Source organism: Pseudomonas sp. ADAK18 (assembly GCF_012935695.1).
Taxonomy (GTDB): Bacteria; Pseudomonadota; Gammaproteobacteria; order Pseudomonadales; family Pseudomonadaceae; genus Aquipseudomonas.
Genome location: NZ_CP052859.1, coordinates 3,574,633 through 3,591,256, shown reverse-complemented (window position 1 = coordinate 3,591,256; position 16,624 = coordinate 3,574,633). Strand labels below are relative to the sequence as shown.

Here is a 16,624-nt window from a genome sequence, read left to right as displayed (position 1 = left end):
GCGTCCTTCAAGCAGATTTCGGGATGAGGCGCTCAAACAGCGCCTCCAATGTATTAAAGCGTTCTTCGGCACGTTCCATCGGCACCATGAACTTGAACAGCGTAGCCCCTTCGAACTTGTAGCGATTGGGTTGGCCCTGAATCAGCTTGATCAACACCAGTGGATCCACCGGCGTCTGCGCTTCGAACTCGATGCGCCCACCTTGCGGCCCGGCGTCGACCTTCTTGATCCCCAGTTGCTCGGCCTGCAATTTGAGCAGGGTCAGGCGCACCAGGTTCTTGGTCGGTTCGGGCAGCAGGCCGAAGCGGTCGATCATTTCCACTTGCAGGTCCTTGAGACCCTCTTCGTCGGTGGCCGAGGCGATACGTTTGTACAGAATCAGCCGCGCATGCACATCCGGCAAGTAGTCTTCGGGAATCAACGCAGGCAAGCGCAGGTTGATTTCCGGGCCACCACCCAGCGGTTGATCCAGGTTCGGTTGCTCACCCTTGCGGATGGCTTTCACGGCGCGCTCGAGCATTTCCATATAAAGGGTGAAACCCACCGCCTGGATCTGCCCGCTCTGGCCATCCCCCAGCAGTTCGCCGGCGCCACGGATTTCCAGGTCGTTGGTGGCCAGCACGAAGCCGGCGCCCAGGTCCTGGGTGTTGGCGATGGCTTCCAGGCGCTTCTCGGCGTCGGAGGTGATCTGCTGACGCGGCGGCGTGAGCAAATAGGCATACGCCTGGTGGTGACTGCGCCCGACCCGGCCGCGCAACTGGTGCAACTGCGCCAGGCCGAACTTGTCGGCACGCTCGATGATGATGGTGTTGGCGCTCGGCACGTCAATGCCGGTCTCGATGATGGTCGAGGCAATCAGCACGTTGAAGCGCTTGTGGTAGAAGTCGCTCATCACCTGTTCGAGATCGCGCTCGCGCATCTGCCCGTGGCCGATGGCGATTCGGGCTTCCGGTACCAGTTCGGCGAGGTCGGCGGCGCACTTCTCGATGGTTTTCACATCGTTGTGCAGATAGTAGACCTGGCCGCCACGCAGTAACTCACGCAGCAACGCTTCCTTGACCGTACTTTTGTTCTGCTCCATGACGAAGGTGCGTACCGACAAACGACGCGCTGGCGGCGTGGCAATGATCGACAGGTCGCGCATGCCCGACACCGCCATGTTCAGCGTGCGTGGGATTGGCGTGGCGGTGAGGGTCAGGATGTCGACTTCACTGCGCAGGGCCTTGAGCTGTTCCTTCTGACGGACACCGAAGCGGTGCTCTTCGTCGATGATCACCAACCCAAGGTTTTTGATCTTCACATCGTCCGACAGCAACTTGTGAGTGCCGATAACAATATCGATCTTGCCTTCTGCCAGATCAGCGATGGCGGCGTTCACTTCCTTGGCGGACTTGAAGCGGCTCATCACTTCCACGCTCACCGGCCAATCGGCAAAGCGGTCGCGGAAGCTGTTGTAGTGCTGCTGGGCGAGCAGGGTGGTCGGCACCAGGATCGCCACTTGGCGCCCGCCGTGTACCGCAATAAAGGCTGCACGCATGGCCACTTCGGTCTTGCCGAAACCCACGTCGCCGCAGACCAGGCGATCCATCGGCTTGGGCGCGAGCATATCGGCGCGCACGGCGTCGATGGTGGTTTGCTGGTCCGGGGTTTCTTCGAAAGCGAAGCCGGCGCTGAAGGTGGCGTAGTCGGCTTTCGGGTCGGCGAACGCATACCCTTCACGCGCAGCGCGGCGGGCATAAATGTCCAGCAACTCGGCGGCCACGTCGCGCACTTGTTCGGCTGCTTTGCGCTTGGCTTTCTGCCAGGTCTCGGAACCCAGGCGGTGCAACGGCGCCAGGGCGTCGTCGCTGCCGGTATAGCGGGCGATCAGGTGCAGGTTGGCCACGGGCACATACAGCTTGGCGCCCTCGGCGTACTCCATGGTGAGGAATTCGGCGACCTGATTGTCGATTTCCAGGGTCTGCAGGCCCAGGTAGCGGCCGACACCGTGGTCGATATGCACCACCGGCGCGCCTTCGCGCAGCTCGGTGAGGTTCTTGATCACGGCATCGTTGTTGGCATCGGCGCGTTTTTCGCGACGGCGACGCTGCATCACGCGTTGACCGAACAGCGGGCTTTCGGCAATCAGCGCCAGGGCCGGATCATCCAGCAACAGGCCTTCATCCAGCGGCGCAATGGTGATTGCCAGGCGATGTTTGCTGGCGACAAAGTCCGGCCAGCTGTCGACGGTTTTTGGTCGCAGCTTCAGGCGTTCCAGCAGTTCCAGCAGCACTTCACGACGCCCGGCGGATTCGGCAGTAAACAGCACGCGGCCAGGGAAGTCGCCGAGAAAGTTCGAAAGCGCTTCGAGAGGTTGGCTGGCTTTGGCTTCAATCGCGAGATTGGGCAAGGCTTGAGCTGGGAAACGCTCACGGCCAACGCCGGTTTCCACGTCCTGTTGGCTGGCAACCACCCGTGGCCAGTTTTTCAGGCGGGCGAAGCAGTCTTCCACCGGCAGGAACAATTCGGCCGGTGGTAATAAAGGCCGGGAAGGATCGACGCGGCGCTCTTCATACCGGTTGCGCACGTCATTCCAGAAGTTTTCCGCGGCCTGTTCAATACCTGGCAACGAGAACACTTGGGTGTCCTGGGGCAGGTAATCGAAGAGCGTCGAGGTCTCGTCGAAGAACAGCGGCAGGTAGTACTCGATACCGGCGGGAGTAATCCCGCTGCTCAAGTCCTGAAAGATCGGGCAGCGACGGAAGTCCACATCAAAGCGCTCGCGAAAACGCGCCTTGAAACGCGTGACGGCATCTTTTTGCAGCGGGAATTCCCGTGCCGGCAGCAGCTTGACCGACTCGACCTTGTCGATGGAACGCTGGTTTTCCGGATCGAAGGTGCGCAGGGTTTCGATTTCGTCGTCGAACAGGTCGATCCGATAAGGCAGTTTGCTGCCCATCGGGAACAGGTCGATCAAGGCGCCGCGTACCGCGAACTCACCGTGTTCGTACACCGTGTCGACGCAACGATAACCGCTGGCTTCAAGCCGGGTGCGCATCTGTTCCACGTCGAGCTTCTGGCCGATATCCAGCACCAGGCTGCTGCCCAGCAGGAATTTGGTCGGCGCCAGGCGGTGCAGCGCCGTGGTGATTGGCACCACCAGCACACCATGGGCCAGCTCCGGCAGGCGATAAAGGCTGGCGATTCGCTGGGAGATGATGTCCTGGTGCGGCGAAAACAGATCGTAGGGCAGAGTTTCCCAGTCCGGGAAATGCAGCACCGGCAAATCGGGGGCGAAGAAGCTCAGCTCCTGCTCCAGTCGCTCGGCGCTTTGGCTGTCGGCGGTGAGCAGCAGGGTAAAGCGCTTGGCTGCGCTGGCAGCCTCGGCAATGGCCAGGCTCAGGGCGGCACCGGGCAAATTGCCCCAATGCTGTTTACCTGCCTCGGCAGGGAGTAGCGGTAGACGCAGAACGGGCACGGAAGGTTGAGCTCCAAGCGTTGCGACAAAGTCGGTAATTGTAACGGCCCAGGGTGCCGCCTGTCAGTTGCTGACTGTGCCTAATACGTATTGAGGGAAATGTAGTGGCTAAGACAAACAAAGCTGTCTTTTGACTCATTATGTAGTGCTGAAAACAGCGTATTTTTCGGAGGGTTACGGACACTTTGCTCTGGAGGTCCCGCAAGGGGTGCGCTGAAAGCCACGTATTTACTGGGCTCCAGCGCGGTGATATTTTTTTGCAAGAGGTTTTGTTGCGGAGCGCGCATTGCTCCAAGGGCAGTCGGGCGGCATAATGTAGCCCCTTTTTTCTGCCCCTACATGTGGAAGGTTCCCGTGACTCAGAAGCCCGACCAGTGTCTTGGTGAATGGATCGACCGTGAAGCACTCGCTGAAGCGATGATTCCGCTTATCGGTCAGCTATACCGCAATAACAATGTGGTGAGCTCGATCTATGGCCGCAGCCTGATCAACCAATCAGTCATCGCGATTCTCAAGGCTCATCGCTTTGCTCGCCATCGTTCTGCCGACGATAGCGAACTCTCCGTCCACGAAACATTCCCTCTGCTCAAAGCCATGAGCGAGCTCAAGCTCGGCGCGGCCTCGGTAGACCTGGGCAAGTTGGCCTACAAATTCCGCAACGAAGCCAATGGCCGCACTGCTGAGCAGTTCGTCCGTGAAGAAATGGCCGACGTGGTTGGCCAGCAGAACGCTTCGGCCCGCAAAGGCACGGACGTTGTGCTTTACGGCTTCGGTCGTATCGGCCGTCTGCTGGCGCGTATCCTGATCGAAAAAACCGGTGGCGGCGACGGCCTGCGCTTGCGCGCCATCGTTGTGCGTAAAGGTGCCGACAACGACCTGACCAAACGCGCAAGCCTGCTGCGTCGCGACTCGGTACACGGTCCGTTCAACGGCACCATCGTCATCGACGAAGAAAACAACACCATCACCGCCAACGGTAACCTGATCCAGGTGATCTACGCGAAGAACCCGGCTGAGGTGGATTACACCCAGTACGGCATCAAGGACGCACTGCTGGTGGACAACACCGGTGTGTGGCGTGACGCCGAAGGCCTGGGTCAGCACTTGGCCTGCCCGGGTATCGACCGCGTTGTTCTGACTGCGCCTGGCAAAGGCAAGCTGAAGAACATCGTGCACGGCATCAACCATGGTGAAATCACCGCTGACGACAAGATCGTGTCCGCCGCTTCCTGCACCACCAACGCCATCGTGCCGGTGCTGAAAGCTGTGAATGACAAGTTCGGCATCGTTAACGGTCACGTTGAAACGGTTCACTCGTACACCAACGACCAGAACCTGATCGACAACTTCCACAAAGGTGATCGCCGTGGCCGTAGCGCCGCGTTGAACATGGTCATCACCGAGACCGGTGCGGCTACCGCTGCTGCCAAGGCCCTGCCTGAGCTGGCCGGCAAGCTGACCGGTAACGCGATCCGTGTTCCGACGCCGAACGTGTCGATGGCCATTCTCAACCTGAACCTTGAGAAAGCCGCCACCCGTGAAGAGATGAACGAGTACCTGCGCTACATGGCGCTGCACTCCGATTTGCATAAGCAAATCGACTTCGTCAATTCCCAGGAAGTGGTCTCCACCGACTTCGTTGGCTCGCGTCACGCTGGCGTGGTGGATGCCGAGGCAACCATCACCCAAGACAACCGTGTTGTTCTGTACGTTTGGTACGACAACGAATTCGGTTACAGCTGCCAGGTGGTTCGCGTGATGGAAGACATGGCCGGGGTCAACCCGCCAGCGTTCCCACGCTAAGCATCAGCGGCAAATGAAAAAGCCCCGACTGGTTCGGGGCTTTTTTGTGTCAGTTTTTTGTGTTGGTTGTACTGGCCCCATCGCAGGTAAGCCAGCTCCCACATTTTGATTTGTGAATACATTCAAATGTGGGAGCTGGCTTGCCTGCGATGGCTACCTATCAAGCGCCGCCAACCACCGAAGCCTGCGCAGTCCGCAGTTCATGCCGATTGCCTTTGAACAGGATCAACGTCGCAATCAACCCCAGTACCGCCGCGCCACTGAGCCAGATCCCCGGTGCCGCCTTGTTATCCAGCACATGGATCAAGTAAGTACAGGCCGCCGGAGTAAAACCACCAAAAGTCGCCGTCGCCAGGCTGTAGGCGAGGGAGAACCCGGTGGTACGCACTTCTACCGGCATGATTTCAGTCAGGGCAACCACCATGGCGCCGTTGTACGAGCCGTACAGGAACGACAGCCACAACAACACAATCAGCAGGTGACTGAAGCTCGGGTTGGCGACCAGCCAGGACAGCGCCGGGTAAGCGGTGAGGATCGCCAGAATGGTCGCCCCCAGCAGTAGGGGTTTGCGGCCGATCTTGTCGGATACTGCGCCCATCACGGGCAGCCAGATGAAGTTTGAGATGCCGACACACACAGTCACCAGCAGTGCGTCGAAGTCTGACAGGTGCAGTTCGGCCTTGCCGAAGGTCGGCGTGTAGGCGGTGATCAGGTAGAACGACACAGTGGTCATCACCACCAAGGCCATGCCGGCGATGACGATGCCGAAGTTCTGACCGATCGAACGGACGATTTCCTGCAGGGTAGGGCGGTGTTTACGTGCCTGGAATTCCGGGGTTTCTTCCAGCGAGCGGCGAATCACGAAGATCACCGGCACGATCAGGCAGCCGATCAGGAACGGCACACGCCAGCCCCAGTCACCCATTTCTTCCGGGCTCAGCCAATGGTTCAGGCCCACGCCCAGCAGGCCGGCGAACACTACAGCCGCTTGCTGACTGGCGGACTGCCAACTGACGAAGAAGCCCTTGCGGCCTGGTGTAGCGATTTCCGCCAGGTACACCGACACGCCGCCCAGCTCGACACCGGCGGAGAAACCTTGCAGCAAGCGGCCAAACAGCACGATCAGCGGAGCGGCGACGCCCAGGGTGGCATACCCGGGAACGCAGGCGATCAGGATCGTACCGGCCGCCATCAGCGCCAAGGTGATCACAAGGCCCTTTTTACGGCCGTGACGGTCGATGTAGGCACCGAGGAAAATGGCCCCCAACGGGCGCATCAGGAAGCCGGCGCCGAAGGTCGCCAGGGACAACATCAGTGAAGCGAATGCGCTGTCGGCAGGGAAAAATGTCTTGGCGATGGCCGTGGCATAGAAGCCGTAGACCATGAAATCGAACATTTCGAGAAAGTTACCGCTGACAACGCGAAAGATCGCTTTGCCTTTGCCCGTCGTGGTGGACATGTCATTCACTCATCTTGGCTATCTTATTAGAAATCCCTGATCACAACTCGTCCTTGCTGCAAAGTCTGGGCGCGAGGCTGTGCTGAACAGTTTTGTAACGATATGTGTATCAGGCCCTACAGGCAACAAAAACCGTTGGCAAGCTGGCCAATTGCCGCAGGAGAGTGAAATCCGCCAGTTTGAGCCTGCCGGCCACGATGAAAGGCCGCATAATGGCTGCCCTTGGTGGTGTGCTTGTCTACTGGCCAAGTCAATTTAGCGATAAGGGTTTGTTGCCTATGGTCGGCCTGCGACACGTGGTTGTGCTTTGCCTGTTGACGATGCTTGCGGGCTGTGGCGCCAGTGAAACCCTGGAAAGCTTCGGCGGCCCGACCATGGGCAGTACCTATTCGATCAAATATGTGCGCACCGCTGAGGTGCCTGGCCCGGATGAAGTTCAGCGTCAGGTCGAGGGCATACTCGCTGAGGTCGACCGGCAAATGTCGACCTACCGCAGTGATTCCGATATCGAGCGCTTCAACGACCTGCCTGCCAACAGTTGCCAGTCGATGCCGGAACCGATCCTGCACCTGGTACGCACCGGTGAGCAGTTGTCCCAGGCCAGCGATGGCGCATTCGACCTGACGGTCGAGCCACTGATGAATCTCTGGGGGTTTGGTCCGCAAGCCCGAGAGATAAAAGTCCCGGACGCGGCAACGCTTGCGCAGGTGCGTCTGCGTGTCGGCCATGCTCATCTACACATTGACGGCCAGCAGTTGTGCAAGGACGCAGCGGTGGAAGTCGACTTCAACAGCATCGCTGCCGGTTATGCCGTTGACCGGATCGTCGAGCAACTGACTCGCTTGGGCATCCGCAGTTACCTGGCCGAAGCCACCGGCGAACTCAAGGCTGTCGGTCGCAAACCCGATGGCACGCCTTGGCGCATTGCCCTGGAAGAGCCTCGGGACGATCAGCAGGTGGCTGAACGAGTCATCAACGTCGATGGCTTCGGTGTGTCTACATCAGGTGACTATCGCAATTATTTCCAGCAGGATGGTCGGCGTTATTCCCACACCCTCGATGCACGGACGGGCGCGCCGATCACCCATCAACTGGCCTCGGTGACGGTGTTGCAGCCTTCAGCGTTGATGGCGGATGGATTGTCGACCTTGCTGCTGATCCTCGGCCCGGATCAAGGGTGGGCGTACGCGGAAAAGCACCAGGTCGCAGCGTTTTTTGTGATGCGCGAAGGGACTGGTTTCGTCACACGGAGCAACAAGGCGTTCGAGCAACTGACGGCAGTGAAGCCGTAACGAACACGATGCAGTAAAGGCAAAACTGGCCTACGACGCGACCAAGGGTTAATGTGCGCGGCGTTGAGGCTTATATAGACTGTGCCCCGGTTCATACACCTGAGCCCATTTGATCCTTCATGACCGCTGGCCGCGGCATGATTTAGCCAGGCGCCCAACCGTGCGCCTTGGCCTGTTCTGAGGAGTACGCATGGCTGTCTACAACTACGACGTAGTGGTGCTGGGTTCCGGCCCGGCTGGAGAAGGTGCGGCGATGAACGCCGCCAAAGCTGGGCGCAAGGTGGCGATGGTCGATAGCCGTCGCCAGGTCGGCGGTAACTGCACCCACCTGGGTACCATCCCGTCCAAGGCCTTGCGTCACTCGGTGCGCCAGATCATGCAGTTCAACACCAACCCGATGTTTCGGGCCATTGGTGAGCCGCGCTGGTTTTCGTTCCCGGACGTGCTCAAGAGCGCTGAGAAAGTCATCTCCAAGCAGGTTGCCTCGCGTACGGGCTACTACGCTCGTAACCGCGTCGACCTGTTTTTCGGCACCGGCAGCTTCGCCGACGAGCAAACCGTCGAAGTAGTCTGCGCCAACGGCGTGGTCGAGAAACTGGTGGCCAAGCACATCATAATCGCCACCGGCTCGCGTCCGTATCGCCCGGCCGATATCGATTTCCACCACCCGCGTATCTACGATAGCGACACCATCCTCAGCCTGGGCCACACCCCGCGCAAACTGATTATCTATGGCGCCGGTGTGATCGGCTGCGAATACGCCTCGATCTTCAGCGGCCTGGGTGTGTTGGTGGAGCTGGTGGATAACCGTGACCAGTTGCTGAGCTTCCTCGACTCGGAAATTTCCCAGGCGTTGAGCTACCACTTCAGCAACAACAACATCACCGTGCGCCATAACGAGGAATACGACCGCGTTGAAGGCTTGGACAACGGTGTGATCCTGCACCTCAAGTCCGGCAAGAAGATCAAGGCCGACGCCTTGCTCTGGTGCAACGGCCGTACCGGCAACACCGACAAGCTGGGTATGGAAAATATCGGGGTCAAGGTCAACAGCCGTGGCCAGATCGAGGTGGACGAGAACTACCGCACCTGCGTGACCAATATCTACGGTGCCGGTGACGTGATCGGCTGGCCGAGCCTGGCCAGTGCCGCCCACGACCAGGGCCGTTCGGCTGCTGGCAGCATTGTCGACAACGGCAGCTGGCGCTATGTCAACGATGTGCCGACCGGGATCTACACCATTCCCGAGATCAGCTCCATCGGCAAAAACGAGCACGAGCTGACCAAGGCCAAGGTGCCTTACGAAGTGGGCAAGGCGTTCTTCAAGAGCATGGCGCGTGCGCAGATCGCCGGTGAGCCGCAAGGCATGCTGAAGATTCTGTTTCACCGCGAGACCCTGGAAGTCCTTGGCGTACATTGCTTCGGCTACCAGGCCTCGGAGATCGTGCACATCGGCCAGGCCATCATGAACCAGCCGGGCGAGCAAAATACCCTCAAGTATTTCGTCAACACCACGTTCAACTACCCGACCATGGCTGAAGCCTATCGGGTAGCGGCCTACGACGGCCTCAACCGGCTTTTTTGAGCGGCTCCGGCCGGTGGCCTGAGCCGGCCGGGGAGACCGATTTCAGTAATTCCCGAGCGTGGCAGTGGCCAAACCGGGAAAGTCTGTAATCAGGCTATCTACGCCGAAGTCGGCGAGCCTGCGCATCAGCGCGGGTTCGTTGACCGTCCACACGGACACGTGCAGCCCTTGGCGCTGGGCTTTGGCCAGGCGCTCGGGGGTGCACAGCGTCCAATTCAGCGCCAGAATCTCACAGCCATAGTTTGCCGCGACCTTCAATGGGTCGAGCCAGGCGTATTCGGCCACCAGTCCCCGAGACAGGTCCGGCGTCAGGTCCAGGGCCGCTTTCAGCACTTCCCGCGAGCTTGAGGTCACGGTGACCTTGTCCATCAGACCAAACCGCTGGACCATTTCCCGAATCGCCAACACCGTAGTCGCAGCCCGCGTGCGCGAAGCACTTTTGACTTCCAGTTGCCAATGATCGAAGTCGCATTGCTCGAACAGTTCTTCCAGGCGTGGAATCGGGCAAGGCTTGACCCAGCCCGGGCCGCCCTTGCGCGCGTCCATCTTCACCAGGTCGGCTGCCGAGTATTCGACCACCTTGCCGCGCCGGTCGGCGGTGCGCTTGAGGGTAGGGTCATGGATGACCATCAGCTCGCCGTCCATGGACAGGTGCAAATCCAGTTCGCAGCGGCGAACGCCGTGCTTGAGGCATTCCTGGAAGCTGGTCAGGGTGTTTTCCGGTGCTTCGCCTTTGGCACCGCGGTGGCCATAAATCAGGGTCACAGTTGCTCCTTTACGCCAGGTGTCCTGGCTGGATGGATGGCACAACGGGCCATTCAATGATCGTATTCAGGTGTCTTGGGCGTCGCTTTGTTCCCGGGCCAGGCGTCGCTCCTGGGCCTGCTTTTGCAGGATATAACGCGCCAGTAGCTGGCGCTGGGCGTCGGTCATGGCTTCGAACTCGGTGCCGATCTCAAACCCGCCGCGCTTGGCGTCGCAATGGGTGACCTTGGCGCGCAACAGCAGGCCTAGCGCCTGGGGCATCAGCACCAGCTTGACCGCCAGCTGGCTGTCGGGTGCCAGGGCAGTAGGGTGTTGGAACTCAATGCCGCCCTCGGAAATGATCACCGGTTGCGGTGTGCCAATCTCGCCCAGCAGGCTTTGCGCCATGATCTGGCTGAGCAGGTCGATCCGCTTGTTCTGCACTTTGAGGAAGGCGGCCAGGGTTCGGTCCCGCTCGCCGATCTGGCGCAGCAGGTGCTGGGACTCAAACTCGCTCAGGTGCAGTTCACTGAGCAGATTGAACAGCGGCGAATCATCCAGTAACACTTCCTTGCTCGCTGCCTCCGGGCCGGACAGAGGGCTAATTTCCAGTGCGATCATGTCCTCGATACGGTAGTATTCGCGGCGATCTTCTTCATCTAATGTCGACATGGCGAACCCAAGGTAGCGGTGATGGTCTGAGTGTAAAGCTGCTTACCTGACCCCGCCACAAGGACGTCTTCTTTTCCTCCGAACAAGCCCCGACATGTTCAGACCTCTCTTCGTATTTATCGGCACGCGTTATACCCGTGCAAAGCGTCGCAATCATTTTGTGTCATTCATTTCCTTGACCTCGATGATCGGGCTCGCCCTTGGCGTAGTCGTGATGATCGTGGTGCTTTCGGTGATGAATGGCTTCGATCATGAGATGCGCACCCGCGTGCTGGGCATGGTGCCCCACGCCACCATCGAATCTGGTGAGCCCATCAGTGACTGGCAAAGCCTGGCCGCCAAGGTCAAGGAGAACCCCAAGGTTCTGGCAGTGGCGCCCTTTACCCAGATGCAAGGCCTGCTGACCAACAATGGCAAGGTGCAGAAAGTCCTGCTCAATGGCATCGATCCGGTGCAGGAACGCAACGTTTCGATCATCGATAACTTCATGCAGCAGGGCAAACTGGACGATTTGTCGCCCGGCAGTTTTGGCATCGCTATCGGTGACAAGGCCGCCGCCAAGCTCGGCGTGGGTATTGGCGACAAGCTGACCTTCGTCGCGCCGGAAGTCACCGTGACTCCGGCCGGCATGTTCCCGCGCATGAAGCGCTTCACTGTCGTCGGCATCTTCCACGTTGGCGCCGGTGAAATCGACGGCTACCTGGGCGTGACCAACCTCACCGACCTGGCCCGCCTGCATCGCTGGAAGCCGGATCAGGTGCAGGGCCTGCGCCTGAAGTTCAACGACCTGTTCGACGCGCCGCGTACTTCGTGGGAAATCGCCCAGCATTTGGGTGAAAGCCAGTACTACGCCCGCGACTGGACCCGTACCCACGGCAACCTGTATCAGGCGATCCGCATGGAAAAAGCCATGATCGGCCTGCTATTGTTGCTGATCGTCGCCGTCGCCGCCTTCAACATCATCTCCACCCTGGTGATGGTGGTGAACGATAAGAAGGGCGACATCGCCATTCTGCGGACCCTCGGCGCGACGCCGGGGCAGATCATGGCGATCTTTATGGTCCAGGGCACGGTAATCGGTGTGGTGGGCACGTTGATCGGCACGGCGGTGGGGATTCTTGCTGCGCTGAACGTCAGCGCTGCCATCGCTGGCCTGGAAACGCTGATCGGCCACAAGTTTCTTAACTCCGACGTTTACTTCATCGACTACTTGCCGTCCCAGGTGCAGAGCCAGGACGTGTTGATGGTCGGCGCTGCCGCGTTGGTGCTGAGTTTCCTTGCCACCCTGTATCCAGCCTGGCGCGCGGCACGTACCCAGCCAGCGCAGGCTTTACGTTATGAGTGAATCGGGCATGAGTGAAAAAGCAATCCTGAGCTGCCGCGACCTGGGCAAATCCTACGAGGAAGGCCCGGAATCCGTGGTGGTGCTCTCCAACCTGCAGCTGGAACTGCACCCGGGCGAGCGCGTGGCGATCGTCGGCAGTTCCGGTTCCGGCAAAAGTACCTTGCTCAACCTGTTGGGCGGCCTTGATACGCCGTCCCAGGGCAGCGTCTGGCTGGCCGGTGAAGAGTTGTCGGCCCTGGGTGAGAAGGCTCGTGGCCAGTTGCGCAACCGGTCGTTGGGCTTTGTGTACCAGTTCCACCACCTGTTGCCTGAGTTCACCGCCCTGGAAAACGTCTGTATGCCGCTGTTGATCGGCAAAACGGCGATTCCGGAGGCTCGTCAGCGGGCCAAGGCGCTGCTGGAGCGGGTCGGCCTTGGCCATCGCCTGGAACACAAACCGGCCGAATTGTCCGGCGGCGAGCGCCAGCGTGTGGCGATTGCACGGGCTCTGGTCAACAATCCGGGCCTGGTGATGCTCGACGAGCCCACTGGCAACCTCGACTCCCACACGGCCCAGGGCATCAAGGACTTGATGCTGGAATTGAGCACCCAGATGCGTACCGCGTTCCTGGTGGTGACCCATGACATGAGTATGGCGCGGCAGATGGACCGCGTGTTGCACCTGCAGGAAGGTCATCTGGTCGCCATCTGACCCGTTTCAAGCCCGGCGCCTGGCACCGGGTTTTCTATTTTTTCAACGGTGCCCGCGAATGTTCAGACCGTTATCGATTTTCATCGGCACGCGCTATACCCGCGCCAAGCGCCGCAACCGTTTTGTTTCGTTTATCTCGATGACCTCGATGATCGGCCTCGCCCTGGGCGTGTTGTCGATGATCGTGGTGTTGTCGGTCATGAACGGTTTCCAGCGGGAAATGAGTTCACGCATCCTCGGCATGGTGCCGCACGCCACCATCGTGGGCGTCAATCCGATCAATGATTGGCAGCCGGTGGCCGCCGCTGCGCTGAAAAACCCGGAAGTGACCGCCGCCGTGCCGTTTACCCAGATGGATGGCATGTTCTCCTATAAGGGCGCGATGCAGCCGATCGAGATCAGCGGTGTCGATCCAGCCCAGGAGGGCAAGGTGTCGATTGTTGCCCAGCACATTGTCCAGGGCAGCCTTGAAGACCTTAAACCCGGCGAATTTGGTGTGGTGGTCGGTGAGATCACTGCGCGACGTTTCCGTCTGAATGTCGGTGACAAGCTGACCCTGATCGTCCCGGAAGTCAGCAGCGCCCCCGGTGGCATCACCCCGCGTATGCAGCGCTTGAATGTAGTCGGTGTGTTCAAGGTAGGTGCCGAGCTGGATGGTTCCATGGCGTTGATCAACGTCGCCGATGCCGCAGAGATGCAGCACTGGCAGCCGAACCAGGTGCAAAGCGTGCGCCTGGCGGTGAAGGACCTGTATGCGGCGCCGAAAGTCTCGGCGGATATCGCCGCCAGTTTGGGCGCGGACTACAAGGCGGATGACTGGACCCACACCCAGGGCAGCCTGTTCAGCGCGATGAAGATGGAAAAGACCATGATCGGCCTGCTGTTGCTGATGATCGTCGCCGTCGCCGCGTTCAATATCATTGCCACCTTGATTATGGTAGTGAACGACAAGGGCGCCGACATCGCGATCCTGCGTACCATCGGTGCTACGCCACGGCAGATCATGGCGATCTTCATCGTCCAGGGCACGGTGATCGGGATTGTCGGTACGTTGATCGGCGGCGTGCTTGGTGTGATTGCGGCACTTAATGTCAGTGAGCTGGTGGGCTGGCTGGAGCGCGTCACCGGGCAGCATATCTTCAGTTCGGATGTGTATTTCGTCAGCAACCTGCCTTCGGAACTGCAAGGCGGGGATGTGTTGCTGATTTGCACGGCCGGGTTTGTGTTGAGCTTTATGGCGACGATTTATCCGGCGTATCGGGCGGCGAAGATTGAGCCGGCGCATGCCCTTCGGTATTCGTAAAGCCTAAGACCGCCTTCGCGAGCAAGCCCGCTCCCACATTTTGACCGAGTACATTCAAGGCGAACGCGGTCAAATGTGGGAGCGGGCTTGCTCGCGAAGAGGCCGGTACAGCTTGCATCAATACCCCTGCGGCAACTCAATCACAAACCTAGTCCATCCCGCCCCCGACTCACACCGAATCGTCCCGCCATGAGCCCGCACTATCGAGCGGGTAATCGCCAACCCCAGCCCCGCATGCTCGCTGCTACCTTCATGTCGCGCCGGATCCGCCCGGTAGAACCGGTCAAACAACCTCGGCAGTAATGCCTGTGGAATACCTTCCCCGGTATTTTCCACGCTCAGCCTCACGCCTTGCGTCTCTTCAGCAATCCTCACGCTGACTTCCCCACCTTGCGGGGTAAAGCGCAGCGCGTTATCCAGCAGATTGGAAAGCGCCCGGCGCAGCATGCTGCGGTCACCAAGGGTGCCGGCGCTGCCTTCCCGGGACATGTTCACCTTGGCGTCTTCTGCCAGCGGGGCAAAGAACTCCAACAACGCATCCACCTCATCGGACAGCTCCAGTGGCTCGCGCTTGGGTATCAACAAACCGTGGTCGGCCTTGGCCAGGTACAACATGTCATTGACCAGTTGCGCCATCCATTGCAGCTCTTCCAGGTTGCTGTGCAAGGCTTCGCGGTAATCCTCGAGAGGGCGGGGCTGGGTGAGGATGACTTGTGTATGGGTCAGCAGGTTCGACAGGGGCGTGCGCAGTTCATGGGCAATGTCGGCGGAAAACGCTGAAAGACGTTGAAAGGCGTCATCCAGCCGGCCGAGCATGGCATTGAACGCTTGGGCCAGCTCTGCCAGTTCCGTGGGCATCTGTTCCTGAGGCAGGCGCTGGGTCAGGGAGTGCGCGGACACGCCGGCGGCGACCTCGCTCATACGGCGCAATGGTCGCAACCCACTGCGAGCCGCCCAGGCACCGAGCAATGCAGTCGCCAGGGCCGAGAGGCCGACGGTCAGCCAGATCAGGCGCTGCATGCGCTCCAGGAAGTGCTGGTGGTGGGTGATGTCCAGGATCAGGCTTAGTTGCGGGGAATCTGGCTTGCCCGCTACCAAAGGTGCGTTGTACACGCGGTAGTCGGTTCCGGTGCTTTGCAGACTGTACAGCCCGGCGTTTGCAGGCAAGGTGATGCCCGGTGCCCCATCGAACCAGCTCTGGCCGTCCACTGCGCTGATCCGCAAGGCCAGGTCTGGCTGGTGACGGAGTTCTTCGCGTAGTTGGTCTTCACGCTGGGCAAATAACGAAAGTGTGTCGGCACCCTGTAAGACGCTGCGCAGCGCCACCACCTTGCCGTCGAGCAATTGTTGATCCAGTTCGATGAAGTGGGCTTCGCTGGCGCGATTGAACAGTACACCTGCCAGCAACGAGACCACGGCGGTACAGGCAGCAAACAGCAACGCCAAGCGGGTGGCCAGGGATATTCGCCTCATCAGCAGAAGCGCTCTTCAAGCACGTAACCCATGCCACGCACGGTATGAATCAGCTTGTTGGGGAAGTTGTCATCGACTTTCAGGCGCAGGCGGCGGATGGCTACTTCGATGATGTTGGTGTCGCTGTCGAAATTCATGTCCCAGACCTGGGAAGCGATCAGCGATTTGGGCAGCACCTCGCCCTGGCGCCGTAGCAGCATTTCCAGCAGGGAAAATTCCTTGGCGGTCAGGTCGATGCGCTGGCCGTTGCGTTCCACCCGCCGGCGAATCAGGTCCAGGCTCAGGTCGGCCAATTGCAGGCTGGTTTCCTGAGGGGCGCTACCGCCACGGCGCAACAGGCTGCGCACCCGGGCCAGCAGTTCGGAAAACGCGAAGGGCTTGACCAGGTAGTCGTCAGCTCCCAGTTCCAGACCGTGTACCCGATCTTCCACTGCATCCCGCGCCGTCAGGAACAGCACCGGTATATCCATGCCGGCACTGCGCACTGCCTGGAGAATCTGCCAGCCGTCGCGGCCTGGCAGCATCACATCGAGGATCAACAAGTCGTAGTCGCCGGTCAGCGCCAGGTGCTGACCGGTGGTGCCGTCAGCCACCAGTTCGGTGTTGAACCCGGCTTCGGCCAGGCCCTGGCGCAGGTAATGGCCGGTTTTCGGTTGGTCTTCGACGATCAGCAGTTTCATGGGCGGCTCATGGCAACGGGTAACAGCAGGCTTTATACCGTGGGTGTCAGGACGCAGGTCCAACCTGACAAAGTTGTAATCTAGCAGTCAGCTGACTGGCAGCAGCGCATCATTAGAGTT

Annotated in this window: 12 protein-coding genes; 6 read left to right on the top strand and 6 right to left on the bottom strand. The window is 59.8% G+C overall.

Annotated features, from left to right (window positions below; genetic code table 11):
* Positions 1-7: 7 nt before the first annotated feature.
* Positions 8-3,457 carry a transcription-repair coupling factor gene (gene mfd, locus HKK55_RS16165; protein WP_169355603.1) on the bottom strand — a complete coding sequence of 1,150 codons (3,450 nt, stop codon included), beginning with the start codon at positions 3,455-3,457 and terminating at the stop codon, positions 8-10.
* 339 nt (positions 3,458-3,796) lie between these two features.
* Between mfd and HKK55_RS16160 the strand changes: the two genes are divergently transcribed.
* Positions 3,797-5,260, top strand: a complete 1,464-nt coding sequence (locus HKK55_RS16160; RefSeq protein ID WP_169355602.1) for a glyceraldehyde-3-phosphate dehydrogenase — start codon at positions 3,797-3,799, stop codon at positions 5,258-5,260.
* A gap of 160 nt (positions 5,261-5,420) precedes the next feature.
* Here HKK55_RS16160 and HKK55_RS16155 read toward each other — a convergent pair whose 3' ends face one another.
* Positions 5,421-6,719, bottom strand: a complete 1,299-nt coding sequence (locus HKK55_RS16155; protein ID WP_169355601.1) for an MFS transporter — start codon at positions 6,717-6,719, stop codon at positions 5,421-5,423.
* 278 nt (positions 6,720-6,997) lie between these two features.
* On the opposite strand from HKK55_RS16155, the gene HKK55_RS16150 reads away from it, so the two are divergent.
* Together HKK55_RS16150 and sthA are read left to right on the top strand one after the other, a co-directional pair.
* Positions 6,998-8,011, top strand: coding sequence for an FAD:protein FMN transferase (locus HKK55_RS16150; RefSeq protein WP_169355600.1), 1,014 nt, complete (start codon positions 6,998-7,000; stop codon positions 8,009-8,011).
* A 190-nt stretch (positions 8,012-8,201) separates the two neighbouring features.
* Positions 8,202-9,596 carry a Si-specific NAD(P)(+) transhydrogenase gene (gene sthA / locus HKK55_RS16145; protein WP_024074093.1) on the top strand — a complete coding sequence of 465 codons (1,395 nt, stop codon included), beginning with the start codon at positions 8,202-8,204 and terminating at the stop codon, positions 9,594-9,596.
* A gap of 42 nt (positions 9,597-9,638) precedes the next feature.
* Here sthA and HKK55_RS16140 read toward each other — a convergent pair whose 3' ends face one another.
* Together HKK55_RS16140 and HKK55_RS16135 are read right to left on the bottom strand one after the other, a co-directional pair.
* A complete protein-coding gene (locus HKK55_RS16140; protein ID WP_169355599.1) occupies positions 9,639-10,361 on the bottom strand; it encodes a glycerophosphodiester phosphodiesterase in 723 nt (240 codons plus the stop codon).
* Between the two features lie 66 nt (positions 10,362-10,427).
* Positions 10,428-11,012 carry a PilZ domain-containing protein gene (locus HKK55_RS16135; RefSeq protein ID WP_169355598.1) on the bottom strand — a complete coding sequence of 195 codons (585 nt, stop codon included), beginning with the start codon at positions 11,010-11,012 and terminating at the stop codon, positions 10,428-10,430.
* Positions 11,013-11,106: 94 nt separating this feature from the next.
* On the opposite strand from HKK55_RS16135, the gene HKK55_RS16130 reads away from it, so the two are divergent.
* From HKK55_RS16130 to HKK55_RS16120, 3 genes are read left to right on the top strand one after another with little or no spacing between them, the layout of a single operon-like run.
* The gene (locus HKK55_RS16130; RefSeq protein ID WP_169355597.1) at positions 11,107-12,357 is read left to right on the top strand and encodes a lipoprotein-releasing ABC transporter permease subunit; all 1,251 of its coding nucleotides are present in this window, start codon (positions 11,107-11,109) and stop codon (positions 12,355-12,357) included.
* A 7-nt stretch (positions 12,358-12,364) separates the two neighbouring features.
* Entirely contained in the window at positions 12,365-13,048 is a 684-nt protein-coding gene (gene lolD, locus HKK55_RS16125; protein WP_020372622.1) for a lipoprotein-releasing ABC transporter ATP-binding protein LolD, read from the top strand.
* Positions 13,049-13,106: 58 nt separating this feature from the next.
* On the top strand, positions 13,107-14,351 hold the full coding sequence (locus tag HKK55_RS16120; protein WP_169355596.1) for a lipoprotein-releasing ABC transporter permease subunit: 1,245 nt from the start codon (positions 13,107-13,109) through the stop codon (positions 14,349-14,351).
* A 117-nt stretch (positions 14,352-14,468) separates the two neighbouring features.
* Here HKK55_RS16120 and HKK55_RS16115 read toward each other — a convergent pair whose 3' ends face one another.
* Both HKK55_RS16115 and HKK55_RS16110 read right to left on the bottom strand, forming a co-directional pair.
* Positions 14,469-15,824 carry a heavy metal sensor histidine kinase gene (locus HKK55_RS16115; RefSeq protein ID WP_169355595.1) on the bottom strand — a complete coding sequence of 452 codons (1,356 nt, stop codon included), beginning with the start codon at positions 15,822-15,824 and terminating at the stop codon, positions 14,469-14,471.
* Positions 15,824-16,504 carry a heavy metal response regulator transcription factor gene (locus HKK55_RS16110; RefSeq protein ID WP_169355594.1) on the bottom strand — a complete coding sequence of 227 codons (681 nt, stop codon included), beginning with the start codon at positions 16,502-16,504 and terminating at the stop codon, positions 15,824-15,826. Before HKK55_RS16110 ends, HKK55_RS16115 begins: the two co-directional genes overlap by 1 nt.
* Between the last annotated feature and the right edge of the window lie 120 nt (positions 16,505-16,624).